Source organism: Sulfitobacter sp. SBS6, assembly GCF_048285585.1.
GTDB classification, from domain to species: Bacteria; Pseudomonadota; Alphaproteobacteria; order Rhodobacterales; family Rhodobacteraceae; genus Sulfitobacter; species Sulfitobacter pontiacus.
The window spans coordinates 286,747-307,405 of sequence record NZ_JBLWBA010000006.1; the positions used below are offsets into that span (position 1 = coordinate 286,747).

Consider the following 20,659-nt stretch of genomic DNA (forward strand, 5'->3'; position numbering starts at 1 on the left):
TTAGGTGATCGGCGAGAGTTCCAAACTCGCCGTCATACACGATAGGTAGGAACGATTTGCTCCATTCAAAGAGCATGTGACAAATCCGTGAAGAAACGATGAATGCGCCAGCCATTTTCCGCCGAATCTCGCTCCTGACAGCGTAAACTAGTCAAATATATCGTCGATCACCTCCGCGACCTCACTCGCGATCTTTGTGATCCAGGTTTTCTTTTTCTTCACTTTTCGATGCTTAGGCTTGCGAATAGCAGCTGCCGCTTGGGCATGTGGAAATTTCCGCAGCCCCGCCGCAGGCTTGCCGCCGGTATTGGGCTTTTCAGAATCGCGAGGGAGCGGAATTTGTTTCAGATCATGCAATGGTGCGCCGCATTGTGCGCAAGCCAGCTCGTGCCGCCCTGCCCCCAATGTCAGCGCTGCCTTGCTGCCGCAAAAACAGCATGTCGCGATTTTTGTCGGGTAACTCATGCAATTATGCTCAGCTGTGATCCCGCGACGCATATAGCGCGATCGCCGCTGCATTTGACACGTTTAGCGAACCGAACCCGCCGCCTGCGTCGATTCGGACCAGCGCATCGACGGTTTCTTTGGTTTTTTCACGCAGACCTGGCCCTTCGGCCCCCAGCACAAGCGCCACCGGACGGTCGCGCTTCCCCTCTAGTGCAGATTCGACGGTCATATCGGCTTCGCCGTCCAGACCAAGAACAAGATACCCCATCGATTGAAGCTCCTTGATCGCGTCGGCTAGGTTCCGGACACGCAAATACGGCTGCCGCTCCAGCGCGCCACTCGCTGTTTTCGCAAGCGCCCCGGTCTCGGGAGCAGCGTGATGACGCATGCCCACAACCGCCGATGCACCTAAAACCTCTGCGGACCGCAGAATTGCACCAACGTTATGCGGGTCTGTCACCCGATCCAGCAGCAACACGCGCGGTGCTTCAGCCCCGATGCAGACATCCTTGAGCGCCCCCCAGCTCAGCGGTTTGACCTCTAGTACGGCTCCTTGATGCACCGACCCGGGATCCAACGGCGGGCGGAATTTTCGCGGATCAACGACCTCTGGTTCAATGCCGGCCTTGGCAATCGCCTCTTCCAGCTTGATCTGAGCATTCGGCGTAACCATCAGCTTAATCTTTTCACGCGCGGGATTTTCCAGCGCGTCGCGCACTGCATGAAGGCCAAACAACCAAACTGTTTGGTTCGCGTCCGCCTTCTTTTCCTGCTCTTTTTGCACAACCCACTTAGGTTTTTTCATCGCCGAACCTTCTATCTTTCATCGCAAGGTAAAATTCCCTGCATTTCGCGCCGGTTTTCGCCTTGACGCCTATACTGCCCGCTTGTAATCACGCCTTCACATCCGGTGCAATGCACAGGGTGAAAGTGGGCGACAGGCCGCAAGGTGTGGCAGGGGACTGTAACTCCCTCGCGGAGACGCACGCCTGGTTCGATTCCAGGGTCGCCCACCACTTTCCCCTTTTCGACTATCCTTAAGTATAGCGGCACAGCCGTTTGATACATTGTGTTCCGATGTGAATTTGTGACACATCTTATGCATTTAGAACGCATACGAAATGATAGGGGTTACCCGTGTCCCATGCTTCCCGGCCGGATCAGGCTTTCAACATCGCGATCGTCGGGCAACACGGGCGGTTGGCTTATGAGGCTTTGTTGTTTGCCGCATCGCTGCGCCACCACAGCCCCCATTTTTCGGGCAACCTCTATGTGATGGAGCCGCAGCCCGGCCCGCTTTGGTCGGGAGATCCACGAATCAAGAACCCCGATGTTATCAGCGCGCTCCACAATCTTGGCGCAGAGGTGATCCCGTTTGACACAAAGCACTTCGGCGAGAGCTATCCATATGGAAATAAAATCGAAATGCTCAATGCGCTTCCAAAAGCTGAGCCCTTCGTTTTCTTCGATACGGACACGTTGATCACTGGCGACCTGATGTCGGTCCCCTTCGACTTTGACCGCCCGATGGCATCCATGCGGCGCACAAACACATGGCCTGTTCCCCAGCTGTACGGACCACAATACGCCGGTCTGTGGAAATCCCTTTACGACAAGTTTGACCTAGATTTTGACAGCAGCCTCGACCTGTCTCAGCCCGACGACTATTGGCAACGGTATCTGTATTTCAACGCAGGCTTCTTTTTCTATCGCTGCCCTCGCGAATTTGGTGAAAAGTTTTTGCACTATGCGCTGGCGATCCGCGATGACGCGCCGGAAGAGCTGTGCGCGCAGTCTTTTGACCCTTGGCTTGACCAAGTCGCGTTGCCGCTGGTTATTCATGCGCTTGGTGGGGGGCGCGATACCTTGCCCGACGGGCTGATTGACGGGTCTGTTAGCTGCCACTATCGCCTGCTGCCCCTGCTTTACGCACGCGAACCGGACCATGTCGTTGACACTTTAGAAACGATTGCAGCACCAAATAAACTGAAGAAAGTTTTAAAGGGTTCGGAGCCGATCAAGCGGATGGTCTATCAAGGCCGCGGTCGCAAGGCGCGGGCTCTCTTTGATCAGGACAACTTGCCGCGCAAAGAGCAGGCTATTCGGAATCGTTTGAAATCAAACGGCTACTGGATGCGGTAGCGTCGACCGCATTTCATCCGAGTCGGCAAACAACCTCCTAAGCGTGACAGAAGCGACCTACAGCTTGTGCGTTCACATCGGTTCACCTAACCATATTGAAGACAATTTTAGGGAGAACGACGATGACAGATAGCCCCAACTATGGTTTTGATACCCTGCAGATACACGCAGGGGCCAAACCTGATCCGGCGACCGGTGCGCGGCAGACGCCGATCTACCAGACCACGGCCTATGTGTTTCGCGATGCGGACCACGCGGCGGCGTTGTTCAACCTGCAAGAGGTGGGGTTCATCTATTCCCGCCTGACGAACCCGACCGTTGCTGTCTTGCAGGAACGCATCGCCACGCTTGAGGGGGGCGTTGGTGCCGTGTGTTGCTCTTCCGGACACGCGGCACAGATTATGGCATTGTTCCCGCTGATGGGGCCGGGCAAAAACATTATCGCCTCTACCCGTCTATATGGGGGCACGGTGACGCAGTTCAGCCAAACGATCAAACGTTTCGGTTGGTCTTGCAAGTTTGTCGACTTCGACGACGTTGATGCCGTGAAAGCAGCGGTTGACGACGATACCCGTGCGATCTTTGGCGAAGCCATTGCCAATCCTGGCGGCTACATCATGGACGTACGTGCCATTGCCGACGTGGCGGATGCGGCAGGCGTTCCGCTGATCATCGACAACACAACCGCGACACCCTACCTGTGCCGCCCGATCGAACTTGGCGCGACTCTGGTGGTACATTCGACGACGAAATACCTGACCGGCAACGGCACGGTAACAGGCGGCTGTATTGTGGATTCAGGCAAGTTCGATTGGTCCGCGAATGATAAATTCCCGTCGCTGAGCCAACCGGAACCTGCTTACCACGGTCTCAACTTTCACGAGACCTTTGGCGGCTTGGCCTTTACTTTCCACGGCATCGCCATCGGTTTGCGGGATCTTGGTATGACAATGAACCCGCAGGCCGCGCATTACACCCTAATGGGGACAGAGACACTTTCGCTGCGCATGGAACGCCACGTAGAAAACGCCCAGAAAATCGCGACTTGGCTCGAGAATGATGACCGCGTCGACTATGTCACCTATGCGGGGCTCAAATCCTCGCCCTATTTCGAACGTGCGAAAAGCGTTTGCCCCAAGGGGGCCGGCGGGTTGTTCACCTTTGCGGTGAAGGGCGGATACGACGCCTGCGTCAAATTGGTAAATGCGTTGGAGATTTTCAGCCATGTCGCAAATCTTGGCGACACCCGATCGCTGATCATCCACTCTGCCTCCACCACTCACCGACAGCTTAGCCCCGAGCAGCAAGAAGCCGCGGGCGCCGGCGCGAATGTTGTACGCGTCTCCATCGGGACAGAGGATGCCGCCGACCTGATCGCCGATCTTGATCAAGCGCTGGCTAAAGCGACGGCTTAAGCTACGACCTATAAAAGACCCCCGCCAAAGCAACCCTTCGGCGGGGGTATGTTTACCTATTCAAACCTTCAAATGCCGCGAGGCAGCAGAGGGTTAGTCAGCCTCGGCGATTTCGAACTGCAGCGTGACTTGCGCGCTGATGTCGATCTCTCCGGTCTCGATGGGCATATCCATACTTTTCATCTGGGCACCCCGCATTTCCATCGGGCGGAAACCCTGGCTCGATTCGGACATGCTGGTGAGTTTACCAAGCTTAACGCCAGCGGCATCTGCAAGCTGCTGCGCACGCGCCATCGCATCCTCAACGGCCCTCTCTCGGGCCTTGGCCAGCGCCGCTGCATTATCCTGCAAGCCGAACTGCAAGCCGTTGAAATCATTCGCGCCCTCGGCCACGACCGCGTCCAGAAGTTGCCCAAGTTTGCTTAGATCTCGAACCGTCACGCTGACGGTGTTGCCCGCCTCGTAGCCTGATACTTCCACCGGGGACGCATCTTCGCGGGGGCGGTTGTCATAGACGGGCCGCAGATAAAGCCCGCTGGTCTGACGGTCGAGGCCCGCGATCTTCAATGTGTCCAATTGGTCTAGAATGCCGCGCACTTTTTCAGAAGTCTGCGCCATTGCGTCCGAAGCAGAGGCCGCCCGCTCGCTCACGCCCAAGCGGATCGTCGCGGTATCAGGGGCAAGCGATACAATGCCCTCGCCATTCACGGTGATCCCCTGAGGTGCTTGTTGCGCCAACGCCCCTGACGCAAAACCGGCACAGACGATCGCAGCAATTTTCAACATTCGCATATTCATGACCTTTTTTTACTGTGATATCCCTTGGCAACATATGTGGCCTCCCGCCTAAGTTGCCGCAAGCCTCCTCTGCGCTCCGCTCTTTTCATGAGCAAACTACTGCTCTATTCTTTTGCTGTGAACGGGCGCTCTGTTTTGCAGGCGATCCCCATGGTATTGGCAATCTGCTGCCGTCCGAATGTCCCACCGTCCCAATGCCTCTAGTCAAAAGCGTTCCAATGAAGCCCAATTTTGCACTGTCTCTCTCCTTCGAAGGTATTCGCCTACTGCACCGCGCCCCTGATGGATGGCAGCAGGTGGGCGAAGTGGCCGTCGACGCGGAGGATATGGCCGCCCAACTGGCCGCCTTGCGCAGCACCGCCACCGCGCTAGAGCCGAGCGGCCTGCGCAGTAAGCTGCTGATTCCGAACGATCAAATCAAATACATGACGATCGACACCGCAGGGCTTAGCGATCAGGCGCGGCGCGAACAGGCCGAAGTGGCCCTTGATGGCGCGACGCCCTATGCCGTCGAAGATCTGGTCTTTGACATCAGCAATGACGGCCCCCGCACGCATATCGCCGCCGTCGCCCGCGAAACACTGGCCGAGGCCGAAGCCTTTGCGACCGAGCATCGTTTTCACCCCGTCAGCTTTGCCGCCCAGTCCGACGATCATGATTTTACCGGCGAGGCGTTTTTCGGCCCAACAGTCTCGGCCCCCAAATGGTTGGAGCCGGGCGATTCTGTGGAGCGTGACAAAGGGCCATTCGTTATCCTGGGCGATGTGGAGCTGCCTCCGGAGGATACTTCGCCGCCGAAAGGTGATACGGCTGCTGAGGCGGAAAACCCCGGTAAGGCCGATGATGTGACGGCGGATGCGTCGCAGGAGGGTGACAGGACGTTGGATGCTCCGGCGGCTGATGCTGCAAAGCCGGACGCAAAGACGGCGGATGCGCCTCAGCCTGCGAGTCAGAAACCAGCAGGTGCCCCCGCGCCCAAAGCGGCAAAGCTCGACGCGCCTCGCGTTGCACCCGCGTCCCCATCGGTGAAGCCCCCGCCAAGCAAGGCGTCGCCCCCCGCCCACGCCAAAACGCCCGAAGCGTCAGCTGGAAAGGCATCGGCACCCGCGGTACAGAAACCAGCCGCCCCATCTGTTGAAAAAAATGCGGCAGCGACACCCAAGCCCGCGCCCGCCGTGTCCAAAGCCCCGCCCGCGGCACCTGCCGCTACGAAGGCCCCCGCGGATTTTTCCAGCCGACGCAGCGCGCCCATCGTTACGGGTGCCGCCGCGCGCGGTAGCGTGCAGCCCTTGTCGCACACGGGCGGGCCGGTCCCCGATAGCAGTTCGTTAACCGGTGCCAAACACACACAGCCTGCCAAGTCGTCGCCTTTCGGCTTTCTGAAACGCCGCAAGCCCCGCGCGACACCACCTCCGCCCAAACCAATTGCCGCAAAAGCGGCCCCCATTCCCGGCAAGGCCCTCGCCACGGGGGCCAGCGAAGTCGACCAGATGACCGTTTTCGGGGCCCGCAAAGAGCAGTCCATCGGAGGCAAGCCGCGCTTTTTGGGGCTGGTCCTGACCGCAGCTTTGCTGGTGTTCCTCGCGGGCGTCGCAGCTTGGGCGTCTGTCTTCCTTGATGATGGGTTAGCGCTTTCGCGGCTCTTTGGCAGTCGTGACACCACGCAGACCGCCTCTGCCCCACCGGAGCCAGTGGTCAAACAGCAGGCGGAAAGCCGTGAGGACCCCATCGTACCGCAGGCCCGGCCCGAGAATACGGCTGACACCACTGTCGCCGCGCTTGATCCCACGCTCAGCGATGAAGACGGTGCGGTTTTGGACGCGATGCGCGTGCCACAGCAGCTGCAACCACGCGAACTGACCGCCCAGGAAATCGAAGCGAAATACGCGACAACCGGCATTTGGGCCATCGCGCCAAAGACACCAAAAGCGCCGTCGATGGTGACGCTGGATGATCTATTCATGACCAGCATCGATCCCGTCAGCACCTCGAATGACGCTGTTGCACTGCCGACGCTTGCGTCCTTTGGCGGGGATACGGTCGATATCAGTTCGGCCCCTCCGGCGGCGGCGGGCACGTCGTTCACGCTGGATGATCGTGGTCTGGTTGTTCCAAGTCCGAATGGCACGTTGAACGCGGATGGGGTTTTGGTTTTCGCCGGGCAACCGGCCCGTGTGCCCCCTGCGACCCTGGCCCGCCCCGGTGCGGTCGAAGAGGAAGAGGTCGAGGATACGGTTGTTGCCGCCCTGCTCGGCTTTCGCCCCAAGCTGCGCCCCGAGGATCTGCCCGAACAGAACGAGCGCGCCAATCTGGGTGGGGTGACCCGCAACGAGCTTGCCGCGTTCCGCCCGACCCTGCGCAGCGCCGACGTCATCAAGGCCGCTGCTGCAGCCAAACAAGCCGAGGTTGACGCCGCAGCAGAGGCCGCAGCCGCCGCGATCAAAGCCGCCTTGCCGCAAGAGCCCGTGAACAACGCGACGCAATACGCGACAGAAGTGTCCAAGCGACCAGACACGCGCCCCGGTAACTTTTCGCGCATCGTACGTCGGGCCGAACGGGCGCAGCCTGCGCCTGTGACGGTGGCCAGTGCGCCGGCTGCGGTCACGCCACAGGTAGTACAGCCTTCGGTGCCGTCGAAAGCCTCCGTATCGAAGCAGGCAACCGTGAAAAATGCGATCAAACTGCGTCAAATCAATCTGATCGGGGTCTACGGCAAACCCTCAAGCCGCCGCGCCTTGATCCGGCTGAGCAACGGGCGGTACCAGAAGGTTGCCGTCGGGGATCGTCTGGATGGCGGCCGCGTCTCCGCGATTGGCGAGGCCGAATTGCGGTATAACCGCCGCGGGCGCGATGTCGTGCTTAAGATGCCGCGCGGCTAAACCACGCAAGATCTGACTGCTCGCTACATGAAAAAGCCGCATCCGAAGATGCGGCTTTCTGTCGTTTCAGGCTTCGCTCAACTCGCCACTGTCGATTTGTTCCTGCTCGATGCTCTCGAACAGCGCCTTGAAGTTCCCTTCGCCAAAACCGTCGTCCCCTTTACGCTCGATAAACTCGAAGAAGATCGGCCCGATGACAGTTTTCGAAAATATCTGCAGCAAAATGCGGGTTTCGCCGCCATCCACGACCCCTTCCCCGTCAATCAGGATGCCGTGTTTTTTCATCCGATCAAGCGGCTCTTGGTGGCCGGTGACGCGATCCTTGCTCATCTTATAGTAGGTCTCGGGCGGACCGGGCATGAACTTTAATCCGTTGTCCGCAATGGCATCCGTCGCATCATAGATGTTCCGCGCGCCCACGGCGATGTGCTGGATCCCCTCGCCGTTGTATTTCTTGAGATAGGCCACGATCTGCCCCTTCTCGTCGCGATCCTCGTTGATCGGGATACGGATGCGGCCGCAGGGAGATGTCAGCGCGCGCGAGGTAAGGCCGGTAAACTTGCCTTCAATATCGAAAAACCGGATTTCGCGAAAATTGAACAGATCGCCGTAGAACTTGAACCAGACGTCCATGTTTCCCTTAAAGACATTGTGCGTCAGGTGATCGAGATAGTAGAAACCGACACCAGCGGGTTTGGATTGCGCGATCCAGTCGTATTCCTCGTTATAGGGCGACGTGTCGTAATACTGATCCACAAAGTAGATTAACGACCCGCCGATCCCCTTGATCGCGGGCACATCCAGCACCTTGCCTGCGCCTGTATATTCCTCCGCCCCTTTGGCAACAGCGTGGTCCAGCGCCTTTTGCGCATCCACAACCCGCCAGCCCATCGAGGGCGCACAGGGGCCATGCTCGGCCACAAAGCCTGCGGCAAAGCTGTCAGGTTCAGCGTTCAGCACATAGGTGATGTCCCCCTGCTGCCAGAGTTCGATTTTCTGCGTTTTGTGGTTCGCCACATGGGCATAGCCCATACGGGTAAATAGATCGCGAAGCTCCTGCGGGTCGGCGCTGGCGAATTCGACGAATTCGAACCCGTCGGTGCCGGCCGGGTTTTCATCGGTGATTTTGGATTTTTCGGCGTCATGCGGAAACGGACCCATGAGATGCTCCTTTAATAGCGTTCGTGCGCAGTCTATCGCCGGAACCACGCTATCTTTGCGCAAACATACAAGTGTGACTGGCTATTCGCGCGGGGTTGACGCATGGTTTTATCATTCTATGTGAGAATACCGCATGACATTAGATGATATCGATAAACGCCTGCTGGCGGCGCTGCAAAAGAACGCGCATCTCACGGCTCAAGAGCTGGGAGAGAAGCTGCACCTATCCCCGTCCCAAGCAGGTCGGCGGCGGCAACGGCTTGAAACCGAAGGGTATATCCAAGGCTACACGGCCCGGCTCAACCCCGAACGGTTGGGGCTGACGGTACAGGGGTTTGTGCAGGTCCATCTGGGTACCCACGGCCCCGAACATTCCGCCAGCTTTGCGCGGCTTTTGGCCACCCGCCCCGAAATCGTTAGCGCCTGGACGATGACGGGGGATGCAGATTATTTGCTGCGCGTCTATTGTGCAGACCTGCCCAGCCTGAACCGCCTCATCCATGATGTGCTGCTCCCCCATGGTGCTGTCGCAAAAGTGCATAGCCAGATCGTTATGGATCAGCTTAAACGAGACGGGCCCTTGCCCACCTGATTGACCCGCTCGGGGCCTGCCCGACACAAAGAAAGTATGCCCCTTATGGAAGGTTTCCTGTTTCAAGCCTCGATCTATCTCGCTGCGGCGGTGATTGCGGTTCCCATCGCATCGCGTCTGGGGCTGGGGTCGGTGCTGGGATATCTCGCGGCGGGGATCCTGATCGGGCCGGCCTTCGGGCTGGTCGGATCGGAAACCAAGGATTTGCAGCATTTCGCCGAATTTGGTGTCGTGATGATGCTGTTCCTCATCGGGCTAGAGCTTGAACCCCGCGCCCTGTGGAACATGCGCCACCGGCTGCTGGGGCTTGGCGGGATGCAGGTCGTGCTCAGCGCTGCGGCGCTGATGGGCATCGCGATGGCCTATGACCAGCCGATGGGTGTGGCGATTGCGATCGGTCTCACGCTGTCGCTGTCGTCAACCGCGATCGTGCTGCAAACCCTTTCAGAAAAGGGTTTGATGCAAACAGCGGGCGGACGATCTGTCTTTTCGGTGCTGCTGACGCAAGATATCGCGGTGATCCCGATCCTCGCGTTCCTGCCGCTGCTTGTGGCGCAGCTGCCCGCGCAAATGCGGCCGGACGGATCGATCTCGGTGAACCCCGAGGATGCCGCCCACGGGGCAGAGGCAGCCTCGGGGCATGGTCCTGCGGCAGCAGGTCATGGTGCGGAAACCGCGCAGGCGGCGATTTCACTGGTGCAGGGGCTGCCGGGCTGGGCCATCACGCTGGTCACCTTGGGTGCCATTGCCGGGATCATCATCACCGGCGTGTTTTTCACCCGCCCCGTTTTCCGGTTTATCCACGCCGCCAAGCTGCGCGAGATGTATACCGCTTTGGCCCTGCTGATCGTCGTCGGGATTTCCTTCCTGATGATGCTGGTGGGCCTGTCGCCCGCGCTTGGGGCCTTCCTTGCGGGGGTGGTGCTGGCCAGCAGCGAATTCCGGCACGAACTGGAAACCGACCTCGAGCCGTTCAAAGGGCTGCTGCTGGGGCTGTTCTTCATCACCGTGGGGGCGGGTATCAACTTTGATCTGCTGTTCGCCGATACGATCATCATCGTCGGGATGGCGCTGCTGGTTATTCTGGTGAAGGGTCTGATCCTTTACGGGCTTGGCACCCTGTTCAAGCTGCAAGGGCGCGACCGCTGGCTTTTTGCGCTTGGTCTGGCGCAGGCGGGTGAATTCGGCTTTGTGCTGGTCAGCTTCTCGGTCGCCACGGGGGTCATGCCCAATGACGTGGCCGAGACATTGTTGCTGGTCGTCGCCCTATCGATGCTGATCACACCGCTGCTGTTCATCACCTATGACCAGATCAGCAAACGGATGGATACGAAATCCGGCCCCATCGTTGCGGACGAGATTGACGAGCAGGGCACCGTGATCATCGCGGGTGTCGGGCGGTTCGGGCAGATTGTGAACCGTCTGGTGCAGGCCAGTGGCTTTCGCACCGTCGTTCTGGACCACAACCCCGAAACCATTGCCGTCATGCGCCGCTTTGGCTTCAAGGCATTCTTGGGCGATCCGACCCGCGCTGATATTCTGCGCAAGGCCGGTCTGCGCGATGCCAAGGTTCTGGTTGTCGCGCTGGATGATCCCAAGTCGGCCTTGCAGCTTATCGCCTATGCGCGCAAGGAACGCCCCGACCTGCATATCGTAACCCGCGCCCATGACCGAACGGATGTGTACCAACAATACCAGGCCGGCGCGAATGACATCGTGCGCGAAATGTTCGACAGCTCGCTTCGGGCGGGGCGCTATGTGTTGGAGAACCTCGGGCTCTCTGACTACGAGGCGGCAGAGGCGCAGCGGATGTTCTATTCGCACGACCGTGCGTCTGTGCGCGAGCTGGCGGCCCTGTGGCGCCCTGACATCCCGCCAAGCGAGAACAAAGCCTATGTGGCCCGCGCGAAAGAGCTACAAAAGGATCTGGAAACCGCTTTTCTGAACCGGATTGACCAAGAGGATAAGACCCAAGGGTCGTAGCCCCCCTCGCCCTTCAGACACCAAAAAGCCGCGCCCGATATGATATCAGGCGCGGCTTTTCAAAACTTAACGGATGCGATCAGGCCGCGGCGACGCGGCTTTCCAAAACATCACCGACCTGCTTGGAGGCCGCCAGTTCGTCCCCACCGGCGACGGCGGCAACTTCACGGGTCAGACGCTCAAGCGCGGCTTCATACAGCTGACGCTCGGAATAGCTTTGCTCGCGCTGGTCGTCGGTGCGGTGCAGGTCGCGTACGACTTCGGCGATGGCGATCAGATCACCGGAGTTGATCTTTTGCTCATATTCCTGCGCGCGGCGCGACCACATGGCGCGTTTGACCTTGGCCTTACCCTTCAGGGTTTTCATCGCATGGCTGATCACGTCAGGGCTGCTGAGCGCGCGCATGCCAATTTCTGTCGCCTTATGGGTGGGCACCCGCAGCGTCATCTTGTCTTTCTCGAACGCGATAACGAACAGCTCCAGCGAGATGCCCGCGACTTCCTGCTCTTCGACCGAGATGATCTGACCAACGCCATGCGCCGGATAAACAACGAATTCATTCGGGCGGAAATCTAGCTTCTTCGACTTGCTCATACAGTGGCTCCTTGGGCGCGGGGACGGCCCGCATGGGTAAATATGCTGTCACAACGACAAAGGCCGACCGGCCCAAAGAGCCGTCAGCCTCATTTCATAACTTCAGATGTTCTGGTTCAACCTGTGCAAAACGGTTGAGATTTGGCGCGTAGGTATCATCATTTGCGACAATGTATATCACAAAATTGCCCCCCCCGAAAGCGGGGGGCGGCATAGATTCGATCAAATACGTGTTAATCGAATAAATAAAGGGGATCAGGTGGCGTCACACGCAGCGATGACCCATGCATCCAAGTGCGAATCGCTTAGCCGCCTTCGCCGGGTGCTTCAGAGAAATACTTCTCGAGCTTGCCCTCTTCACCATCGCGTTCCTCTGCCTCGGGCAGCGGGTCTTTCTTGGTGATGATCACGGGCCAAAGTTCAGAGTATTTGCGGTTGAATTCAACCCACTTCTCCATGTCCGGCTCTGTATCGGGGCGGATCGCGTCGGCGGGGCATTCAGGTTCGCAAACGCCGCAGTCGATGCATTCATCGGGATGAATGACCAACATGTTTTCGCCCTCATAGAAGCAATCCACCGGACATACTTCAACGCAGTCAGTGTATTTGCAGGCGATACAGGCATCGTTAACGATATAGGTCATAACATCATCTTTTATGGCAGGTTTAACGCAGGAGATACGTCAGCACAGCGTATCATTCAAGGTGGCGCGCCCGAGAAAGATCAAGCACGCGGCGATCACGCTTACTGGGGCGCCCTTTTCCCTCAAATGCCGGATTTTCAGGTTGTTTTTTCTCGGATCGGGGGACCGGCGGGGACAGATCGGTGTAAAGCGTTTGCGCCTCGGGGGCCGGGCCACGGCGGGTGCCGATGCCCTCTATCTGGATCACCCGCACATCGTCGCCCATAGCAAAGGTCAGCACGTCGCCAACCACAACCAGCGTCGCACGCTTTTGCGCGACGCTGCCGTTGACCCTGACGGCCCCCGCTTGCACGCGGGCAGCCGCCAGAGAACGCGTTTTATAAAACCGCGCATGCCACAGCCACTTATCAAGCCGCAGCTTTGTCGGCGCTTCGGACAATTACTTGTTGTCTTTCAGCCCCATTAGCGCAGCGGCGAATGGGTTGTCGGGGTCGATCGGCTTTTCGGCACGGGCGGGCTTGCTGCTGAACTTCTGGGCTTTGCCGCCCTTGTCACCACGCGGTGCACCCTTCTTGCCACGCGGTCCGGGCTTCCCCTTCCCTTGTGGACGATCCCCGCCGCCGCGACGCTGGCCTTGGGCATTGCCACGGGGTGTGCGCCCCCAGGTAAAGACATAATATGTCTCAAGCTCGGCACCTGCGATATCGGCGTCAGGCGCTGTGCCTTGGGGGTTTTCCTCGGCAGGGGTGTCGGGGATGTGGTCATCGACCTCTGGTGTCTCGGCCAGTTCCTCGACCATCGGGGCGATCCCGTCATCGGGCATATCCGAAGTTGCGGGCACGATGTCATCCGCCTGAGCAGCCGCCGGATCTTCGACGATACCACCGGCAGGTTGCTCGGCCGCGACATCCATCACTGGCGTCTCGGCGTCTGCGCCTTTGTCGGCAGCCATCGGTGCACCGTCGTGAGGCACGACAGTATCAACGGCTTTCACCTTGGTGCGCTCGGCCTTTTCGGCCTTATAGCCCAGACCTTCCATCAACGTGGCGAATTGTTCGAGCGTCATGCCCGTGATCGACAGCATATCGGCCTTCGCCTCGAATCCGCCGCGCGAATCTTCGGAGCGCAGCATATCGGCCAGACGTTCCAGCATATCGATACGGATCGCGCGTTCACCCGCGTTGCGGTACCCGGCCATCGTCGCAGCGCCTTCGGGCGCGCTGGTGTCTACGGGGATGGTGACCAGACCGGGGGGCGGCGATTCAGGGAATTCATTCAGCCCTTTGGAAATCGACCACAGCACCAGACGCAAACGTGTCGGCGCAGGCTTCAGCAACAAAGGCATAAAGATGGTGAACTGACCAAAGCGCAAACCATGCTTGCGCAGCGCGCCACGGGCGTCTTGATCCAGGGCTTTCACCTCGTCCGCCACATCAGCGCGTGGCAGAATACCAAGGTTTTCAACCATGCGGAAGGCAAAGCCACGGGCCAGACCGGTCAGCGCCTCGTCCTTTGACAGGGCGATCAGTGGCTCGAACAGGGCTGCGACCTTGCGGTCGATGAAATGCTGCAAACGGCGCTGCACTTTTTGCGCGACCTCGGGGCCCGCAACGTCATCGACGAAGACCTCGACACCGGGCTTCAGCGGATCGGAGCCCGCAACCAGTTTACCCACGGCAGAGCTGCCCCACATGAGGCCGCCCTGCTCTGTGAAATCAATCTCTGTATCAGGCGCGTTGTAGAAACGATCCGCCCGCAAATGGAACTGAGGAGCCAGCGCCTGCAACGATGCAGCTTTGATCGTTTTATCTTCGGCAACGCCTGCGCCTTTGTCTTGGCGAAAGCGGAACCCGTCCAGCTTGCCAACAAATTCGCCTTCAACGGTTACTTCACCGGTCTCGTTTACTTCGGCCACCATGGCTTCCTTCTGTCCTAGCCGGCGCAAAAGCACGGATGTGCGCCGATCTACAAATCTTTGGGTCAGACGCTCGTGCAGCGCATCCGACAGTCTGTCTTCTACGACACGCGCCTCGTGTCGCCAATGGCTTTCGTCACCTGTCCAGCCTTTGCGCTGTGTCACGTAGGTCCAGGTGCGAATAAACGCCAATCGTTTGGATAACGCATCAATGTCGCCATCGGTTCGATCTATGCGTTTAATTTGCCGCGCCAGCCAGTCGTCGGGGATCGAACCGCGCTGGTGCAGGAAGTTGAAAATCTGCTCCAGCAGGCTGGCGTGCTCTGCATGGCTTATACCACGAAAGTCGGGAATCCGGCAGACATCCCACAGTAGGCGCACCGATGGCCCATCGGTACAGCGCGCCGCGATCTCGGCATCAACGGCGAGATTCTTGAGCGCGCGCAGATCATCGGCCTCGCGCGCTTTGAACAAGCGTTCATTGTCCGGCGACATTTCAAGCGTCTGGATCAGCCGGTCAATGGACCCGAACTGCAGCGCGGGGTTGCGCCAGTTGAGCTTGTTCTGCGGTGTGAACTGATGATCCATAATGGCCCGCGCGACACCATCATCAAGCGGAGACGCATCGCCCGTGACACCGAATGTACCGCTCTTGAACCCGCGCCCTGCCCGTCCGGCAATCTGCGCCAGTTCGTTCGGGGCCAAGGGTCGCATCCGACGCCCGTCAAACTTGCTGAGTGCCGAGAAAGCGACGTGGTCCACATCAAGGTTCAGCCCCATCCCAATGGCATCCGTGGCCACCAGATAGTCGACCTCGCCGTTTTGATACATGGCGACCTGCGCGTTGCGCGTGCGCGGGCTGAGCGCACCCATAACCACCGCCGCACCGCCCTTCTGACGCCGGATCAGCTCTGCAATCGCATATACATTCTCAACCGAAAACCCGACGATTGCGCTGCGCGGACGCATCCGACTTATCTTTTTCTGACCAGAATAGATCAATTCCGACATTCTCTCGCGCCGGATGAACTGCGCCTCTGGCACCAGCGCCGCGATTGAGCCGCGCATGGTGTCGGACCCCATGAAAAGCGTCTCGTGTTGACCGCGCGCACGCAAAAGACGGTCGGTAAAGACATGCCCCCTCTCTGGATCCGCACAAAGCTGGATCTCATCGACCGCGACCAGATCAGCGCCCATGCCTTCGGGCATCGCCTCGACGGTGCAGACCCAATATTGGGTGCGCGGCGGCACGATCCGTTCTTCGCCTGTGACCAGTGCCACGATGGACGGGCCACGCAGGGCAACGATGCGGTCATAGACCTCACGCGCGAGCAAACGCAGCGGCAGCCCGATCACCCCCGTGCGATGCGCCAACATCCGTTCAATTGCATAGGTCGTCTTGCCTGTATTGGTCGGGCCCAAAACGGCCACGACCCTGCTGTCACCTGCCACCAGAAATTCCTTAGATCGTTAAAGCGTGCGCCCGATGCCGTCGCGCCGCAGCCCGTCGAGCGCCCTTTGCGCGTTATCATGGTGAGGGTTAATGCTTAACACTCGGCGATAGAGATCGGCAGCCGCCCGCAGATCGCCAAACTCCTGCAGGATCGCCCCCAGACCGAAGATGGCGTTATACTGCTGCGGGTTCAAGGCAAGCGTTGTTTCCAGATCATCGATTGCAGGGCCATAGAGACCTGCGGCGAAATAGGCCTGTGCACGGGCGTGATAGCCTTCGGCAAAATCAGGGGCGTGATCCGTCAGAGCTGTCAGATGGGCGATCGCCAAGGTGGTGTCCCCCTCTGACATGGCATCGCGACCACGCGAATACAGCAAATCCATCGCGGCCGAGCCGGACCGCGCCCAAGCGCGCTGCACATCACGTTCGATTCGCGGTGCCTCTGCGGCGGGGGCATCGCGTAAATCCTGCAGTAATTCCGCCGCCGCGGGGGGCGACATTTGCGCGAAACTTATACCCCCAAGCAACACCCAGAGACCAAGTGCCGCGACGGTATGTTTGAGGTTGACGATGCGGTTGCCCATAACAAGAGTGAATGTAACAGGCTGCCGCCACAATTCCAGACGTGTCGGCACCATTTGCCAAGAAAAGGGCCTATGATGAGCGATATTGTGAACCAAGCTGTAACAGTGCTGAACGAAAAACTGGCGGGGGCCGACTTTGACGGCACAGCCAAGTTCGACATCGAAGACGAAGGCACTGTCATGATGGATTCGACCGGCGCACGCGCCGCGGATGAAGAAGCGGATGTAACCCTTTCTGCTGACGCAGAAACTTTCCAGGCGATCCTGTCCGGCGACACCAACCCGACCGGTGCCTTCATGAGCGGCAAGCTCAAGATTGACGGCGACATGGGCATGGCGATGAAGCTGGCGTCCGTTCTCTCCTAATATGCTGGAAACCGCGCCCTTTTTCACCGATATTGCGCCGCTGCCCGAAACGGGTCAGGCGCATTGGGCCGAGACATCGGATGGTAAAAAGCTGCGCGTCGCGCATTGGCCGCTGGACGGGGCAAAGGGCACCGTGCTGCTTTTCCCCGGCCGCACCGAATACGTGGAAAAATATGCGATGACCGCAAGCGCCTTTGCGAAAAAGGGGCTGGCGGTCATGGCGATTGATTGGCGGGGGCAAGGTCTGTCGGACCGGTTGATCCCCGACCGCAACATCGGCCATGTCGATGTCTTCTCTGACTATCAAAAAGACGTGGCGGCCATGATGCGGACAGCCCGCGCCTTGCAGCTGCCGCGCCCGTATTTCCTGCTGGCGCACTCCATGGGCGGGGCCATCGGCCTGCGCGCCTGTATGGAGGGTCTGTCGGTGCAGGCCGCCGCCTTTACCGCGCCGATGTGGGGTATCCATATCGCGCCGCACATGCGTCTGGTGGCCGCGGGGCTGTCCAACCTGATGCCGCGCATCGGTCAGGGCTACAAGCTGCCCATGGGCACGCAGGCGGCATCCTATATCTCGACCGCACCGTTCGAGAACAACATGCTCACCACCGACCCCGAGATGTACGAGATGATGCGCACGCAACTGGCGGCCCATCCCGAACTGTCTTTGGGCGGGCCCAGCTTTATCTGGCTGCGCGAGGCTTTGTCCGAGACCAAGCATCTGTCCCTTCGCGCCGCCCCCAGCCTGCCCTGCGCCACATTCCTCGGGTCCAACGAACGTATCGTGCACAGGGGCCGCATCCACGCTCGAATGGAGACTTGGAAAGGCGGTAAGCTGCATATCATTGACGGCGCAGAGCACGAAGTGCTGATGGAAATCCCCGCCACCCGCGACAAAACGGTGGATGAGATGGCGGCCCTGTTCTTTGGAAACGCCAAAAAGTAGCGCGGATCGCAGGATGAACTTCCGCCTGCAACCTACTTTTATTTCGACGGAAAACTCGGCATCGGCGAGGATTTTCTCAGCCACCCTGTTCAAACGCGCGCGCCCCGCTAGCTTATGCGCATGGCCAAGCAACCTGTTCTGACATTCAACCAAAACGGCATTTATTGCCCCGCGGGTGATTTCTATATCGACCCGTGGGGGCCTGTGGACCGTGCTCTGATCACCCACGGGCATTCCGATCACGCCCGCTGGGGCATGAACCGGTACCTTGCCACCGACATCGCCCTGCCCGTCATGCGCCACCGTTTGGGCGATATCACCGCTGACGGCATCGCATATGGCGAGGTGCGGCAGATCGGCGGGGCGCAGGTATCGTTTCACCCCGCCGGCCACGTCCCCGGCTCTGCCCAGATACGCGTTGAGGTCGACGGCGAGGTCTGGGTTGCCTCGGGCGATTACAAGGTGGTCGATGACGGGCTGTCCGACCCGTTCGAGCCGGTGAGATGTCATCACTTCATCACCGAAAGCACCTTTGGCCTGCCGGTGTTTCGCTGGGCCGAGCAAGCCGCCGTGGCGGCAGAGATCAACGCATGGTGGGCAGGCTGCGCGGCACAGGGCAAAACGGCGTTTCTGGGCGCTTATGCCTTGGGTAAGGCCCAACGTTTGCTATCGATGCTCGACCCCGACATCGGCCCGATCCTGACCCACACGGCGACCGAGAACACCAATCGCGTCATGCGTGAACAGGGGATCACCCTGCCCGACACGATCCTCGCCGATGCGGATCTGAACCCCAAGGATCACCGCGGCGCGATTGTGCTGGCCCCACCCGGTGCCTTGGGCAGTGCGTGGTCGAAAAAATTCGGCCCGCAGGAAACCGCCTTTGCCAGCGGATGGATGGCCGTGCGGGGTGTACGTCGACGCCGTGCGGGCGATCGCGGCTTTATCATCTCGGACCATGCGGATTGGGATGGGCTGCTCTCGGCGATCAAAGCGACAGAAGCCGAAAACATATATGTGACACATGGTTACACCGATGTCTTCAGCCGGTTTCTGGCCGATAGCGGCTGGCAAGCGCAGGTCGTTCCCACCCAGTTCGAAGGTGAGACCCTGGATAAGGACGCAAGCGAATGAAACGGTTTGCCGCGCTGTTCAACGCCATCGACCAAAGCACCAAGACAACAGTGAAAGTCGCAGCACTGGCCGATTATTTCAGCGCGGCACCGGATGACGACCGGCTATGGACCATCGCCCTGTTTTCCGGCCGCCGCCCCAAACGCGCCGTCACCACCACCAAGCTGCGCGAATGGGCCGCCGAGCGCGCGAACATCCCCCTGTGGCTGTTCGAGGAAAGCTACAGCATCGTTGGCGATCTGGCCGAGACGATCACGCTCGTTCTGCCCCCCAACCCGACGCAGGATGATCAACCGCTTGCCGCGTGGATAGCGGCACTGCGCGAGATTTACACCCAGGATGAAGAGGCCCGAAAAGCCTTTGTCCTTGACGCATGGGCGACGCTTGGCGGGACCGAACGATTTATCTTCAACAAGCTGATCACCGGCGGGTTTCGAGTGGGCGTCAGCCAAAAGCTGATGACCCGCGCCCTGTCTCGCGCCACAGGCAAACCCGAGCCCGAGCTTGCGCATCGCCTCATGGGCAACTGGCACCCCGACGACACCACATGGCATGGGCTGGTAGAGGCCGAAGATGCCTCTGCCGACGCATCGCGCCCCTATCCCTTCTATCTGGCTTATGGGCTGGAAGCCGAGCCGCAAGAACTGGGGGATCCGCAAGACTGGCGTGCCGAATGGAAATGGGACGGCATCCGCGGCCAGTTGATCCTGCGGGACGGTGCCTATTTCGTCTGGTCGCGCGGTGAAGAGCTGATGACCGACCGCTTCCCCGAGCTCGCCCGTACGGTGGACTTCATGCCCGACGGCACGGTTCTGGACGGCGAGCTGCTGGTCTGGCCCGACGGACAGCCTGCGCCCTCCTCCTTCAATGCGCTGCAAGCCCGGATTGGCCGCAAAACCGTGCCGAAGAAACTGCTGGCCGAAGCCCCGGTGGTGCTGCACGCCTACGACCTGCTGGAATGGCAGGGCGAAGATATTCGCTCCCGCCCCTTCGCCGAGCGCCGTGCGCTGCTGGAACAGGCCTGCGCCGCCCCGCCCGACGATGCGCCGATCCGCCTGTCGCCGCAACTGACCTTCCCCACATGGGATGCGCTGGCCGACCAACGCGCCACCGCACGCGAAGCGCAGGCCGAAGGGGTCATGCTGAAACGTGCCGACAGCCCCTATCTGGCGGGGCGAAAGAAGGGCGTTTGGTGGAAATGGAAGCTGGACCCGCTGACCATTGATGCGGTGATGATCTATGCCCAATCCGGGTCAGGACGACGCGCCAACCTGTTCACAGACTTCACCTTTGCGGTTTGGAACGGCAATGATCTGGTGCCTTTTACCAAAGCTTATAGCGGCCTGACGGATGCCGAGTTTCGCAAGATCACGGCTTGGGTGCGAAAGAATACGCTCGAACGGTTTGGTCCCGTGCGCAAGGTCACCCCGCATCATGTGTTCGAGATCGCCTTCGAAGGCATCCAGCGCAGCACGCGGCATAAATCGGGCGTCGCCTTGCGCTTTCCGCGGATGCTGCGCTGGCGGCAGGACAAGCCCCTGCAAGAAGCCAACACATTGGCCGATCTTGAAGAAATGCTGCGGATTTACGGCTAATCCGCGCCGC

General features: G+C 59.6%; 18 protein-coding genes and 1 tRNA gene. 10 read left to right on the plus strand and 9 right to left on the minus strand.

The annotated features are described in order from the left end of the window. Window positions 1-147 precede the first annotated feature (147 nt). Together ACNQ62_RS10230 and rlmB are read right to left on the minus strand one after the other, a co-directional pair. Window positions 148-465, minus strand: a complete 318-nt coding sequence (locus ACNQ62_RS10230; RefSeq protein ID WP_418094821.1) for a hypothetical protein — start codon at window positions 463-465, stop codon at window positions 148-150. Window positions 466-475: 10 nt separating this feature from the next. After that, complete coding sequence (gene rlmB / locus ACNQ62_RS10235) at window positions 476-1,252, minus strand: 23S rRNA (guanosine(2251)-2'-O)-methyltransferase RlmB (protein ID WP_037944591.1); 777 nt, start codon at window positions 1,250-1,252, stop codon at window positions 476-478. A 127-nt stretch (window positions 1,253-1,379) separates the two neighbouring features. On the opposite strand from rlmB, the gene ACNQ62_RS10240 reads away from it, so the two are divergent. The 3 genes from ACNQ62_RS10240 (at window position 1,380) to ACNQ62_RS10250 (ending at window position 4,004) form a co-directional block, all read left to right on the plus strand. Then, window positions 1,380-1,463, plus strand: a tRNA-Tyr gene (locus ACNQ62_RS10240). Window positions 1,464-1,584: 121 nt separating this feature from the next. After that, complete coding sequence (locus ACNQ62_RS10245; RefSeq protein ID WP_418094822.1) at window positions 1,585-2,589, plus strand: hypothetical protein; 1,005 nt, start codon at window positions 1,585-1,587, stop codon at window positions 2,587-2,589. A gap of 122 nt (window positions 2,590-2,711) precedes the next feature. Continuing rightward, window positions 2,712-4,004 (plus strand): O-acetylhomoserine aminocarboxypropyltransferase/cysteine synthase family protein, encoded by a 1,293-nt coding sequence (locus ACNQ62_RS10250; RefSeq protein ID WP_418094823.1) that lies wholly within the window; start codon window positions 2,712-2,714, stop codon window positions 4,002-4,004. 93 nt (window positions 4,005-4,097) lie between these two features. Here ACNQ62_RS10250 and ACNQ62_RS10255 read toward each other — a convergent pair whose 3' ends face one another. After that, window positions 4,098-4,796, minus strand: a complete 699-nt coding sequence (locus ACNQ62_RS10255; protein WP_254704214.1) for an SIMPL domain-containing protein — start codon at window positions 4,794-4,796, stop codon at window positions 4,098-4,100. A gap of 224 nt (window positions 4,797-5,020) precedes the next feature. On the opposite strand from ACNQ62_RS10255, the gene ACNQ62_RS10260 reads away from it, so the two are divergent. Next, a complete protein-coding gene (locus ACNQ62_RS10260; protein ID WP_418094824.1) occupies window positions 5,021-7,681 on the plus strand; it encodes a hypothetical protein in 2,661 nt (886 codons plus the stop codon). 66 nt (window positions 7,682-7,747) lie between these two features. On the opposite strand, the gene hppD is transcribed toward ACNQ62_RS10260, so the two are convergent. Beyond that, entirely contained in the window at window positions 7,748-8,842 is a 1,095-nt protein-coding gene (hppD, locus tag ACNQ62_RS10265; protein ID WP_184581700.1) for a 4-hydroxyphenylpyruvate dioxygenase, read from the minus strand. Between the two features lie 133 nt (window positions 8,843-8,975). Between hppD and ACNQ62_RS10270 the strand changes: the two genes are divergently transcribed. Together ACNQ62_RS10270 and ACNQ62_RS10275 are read left to right on the plus strand one after the other, a co-directional pair. Continuing rightward, window positions 8,976-9,434: an Lrp/AsnC family transcriptional regulator gene (locus ACNQ62_RS10270; RefSeq protein ID WP_005854326.1), complete on the plus strand. Its 459-nt coding sequence runs from the start codon at window positions 8,976-8,978 to the stop codon at window positions 9,432-9,434. Between the two features lie 45 nt (window positions 9,435-9,479). After that, entirely contained in the window at window positions 9,480-11,417 is a 1,938-nt protein-coding gene (locus ACNQ62_RS10275) for a cation:proton antiporter (RefSeq protein ID WP_005854327.1), read from the plus strand. 79 nt (window positions 11,418-11,496) lie between these two features. Here the strand turns inward: ACNQ62_RS10275 and ACNQ62_RS10280 are convergent, their stop codons facing one another. The 5 genes from ACNQ62_RS10280 to ACNQ62_RS10300 form a co-directional block, all read right to left on the minus strand. After that, complete coding sequence (locus ACNQ62_RS10280) at window positions 11,497-12,012, minus strand: CarD family transcriptional regulator (protein ID WP_009825020.1); 516 nt, start codon at window positions 12,010-12,012, stop codon at window positions 11,497-11,499. Window positions 12,013-12,317: 305 nt separating this feature from the next. After that, on the minus strand, window positions 12,318-12,656 hold the full coding sequence (gene fdxA / locus ACNQ62_RS10285; protein WP_005849180.1) for a ferredoxin FdxA: 339 nt from the start codon (window positions 12,654-12,656) through the stop codon (window positions 12,318-12,320). Between the two features lie 52 nt (window positions 12,657-12,708). Beyond that, window positions 12,709-13,095 (minus strand): RNA-binding S4 domain-containing protein, encoded by a 387-nt coding sequence (locus tag ACNQ62_RS10290; protein WP_005849182.1) that lies wholly within the window; start codon window positions 13,093-13,095, stop codon window positions 12,709-12,711. Next, a complete protein-coding gene (locus ACNQ62_RS10295; RefSeq protein WP_418094825.1) occupies window positions 13,096-16,023 on the minus strand; it encodes a helicase-related protein in 2,928 nt (975 codons plus the stop codon). A gap of 18 nt (window positions 16,024-16,041) precedes the next feature. Beyond that, window positions 16,042-16,608 (minus strand): tetratricopeptide repeat protein, encoded by a 567-nt coding sequence (locus tag ACNQ62_RS10300; protein WP_278425674.1) that lies wholly within the window; start codon window positions 16,606-16,608, stop codon window positions 16,042-16,044. A gap of 75 nt (window positions 16,609-16,683) precedes the next feature. On the opposite strand from ACNQ62_RS10300, the gene ACNQ62_RS10305 reads away from it, so the two are divergent. The 4 genes from ACNQ62_RS10305 to ACNQ62_RS10320 all read left to right on the plus strand — a co-directional run bounded on the left by ACNQ62_RS10305 (window position 16,684) and on the right by ACNQ62_RS10320 (window position 20,649). Further along, window positions 16,684-16,974, plus strand: a complete 291-nt coding sequence (locus ACNQ62_RS10305) for an SCP2 sterol-binding domain-containing protein (protein ID WP_037944601.1) — start codon at window positions 16,684-16,686, stop codon at window positions 16,972-16,974. A 1-nt stretch (window position 16,975) separates the two neighbouring features. After that, window positions 16,976-17,920 (plus strand): alpha/beta fold hydrolase, encoded by a 945-nt coding sequence (locus ACNQ62_RS10310; protein WP_418094826.1) that lies wholly within the window; start codon window positions 16,976-16,978, stop codon window positions 17,918-17,920. A gap of 114 nt (window positions 17,921-18,034) precedes the next feature. Then, window positions 18,035-19,054 (plus strand): ligase-associated DNA damage response exonuclease, encoded by a 1,020-nt coding sequence (locus ACNQ62_RS10315; protein WP_418094827.1) that lies wholly within the window; start codon window positions 18,035-18,037, stop codon window positions 19,052-19,054. Then, entirely contained in the window at window positions 19,051-20,649 is a 1,599-nt protein-coding gene (locus tag ACNQ62_RS10320) for an ATP-dependent DNA ligase (RefSeq protein WP_418094828.1), read from the plus strand. The genes ACNQ62_RS10315 and ACNQ62_RS10320 overlap by 4 nt, the downstream gene beginning before the upstream one ends. The last annotated feature ends 10 nt before the right edge of the window (window positions 20,650-20,659 follow it).